Consider the following 553-nt stretch of genomic DNA (forward strand, 5'->3'; position numbering starts at 1 on the left):
CGCTTTTCACTGCGTACTACGCGCAGCAATCTTGTACTGCGGGCCGTAGTACTTTCATTACTGGTCAAATGCCAATCCGTACCGGTTTGACGAAAGTAGGCCTACCGGGTGCAGAACAAGGTCTTCAACCGCAAGACATTACAATGGCGACGGCACTTAAAGATATGGGCTACGCGACAGGTCAATTTGGTAAAAACCACCTTGGTGACAAAGATGAAATGTTGCCAACAAACCACGGTTTTGATGAGTTCATGGGTAACCTTTACCACTTGAACGCGGAAGAAGAGCCTGAAAACCCTGATTACCCGAAAGATCCTGCGTTCCGCAAAAACTTTGGCCCGCGTGGCGTAATCCATTCTTATGCCGATGGCAAAATTGAAGACACAGGTCCTTTGACGCGTAAGCGCATGGAAACGGTCGACCAAGAAACGTTAGACGCGGCAATGAACTTTATGGAACGTCAAGTTAAAGCGAATAAGCCGTTCTTCTTGTGGTACAACGCAACGCGCATGCACATTTGGACGCATGTGAAAGAAGAAAACCGTACAACAGG

The 553-nt window shown here is 47.9% G+C and carries 1 protein-coding gene; it reads left to right on the forward strand.

From position 1 onward, the window contains the following. On the forward strand, positions 1 to 553 hold a 553-nt coding region (locus tag R7R78_RS28710), incomplete at both ends, for a sulfatase-like hydrolase/transferase (protein WP_225474920.1).

The sequence above is a fragment of the Vibrio sp. 2134-1 genome (genome assembly GCF_033339495.1).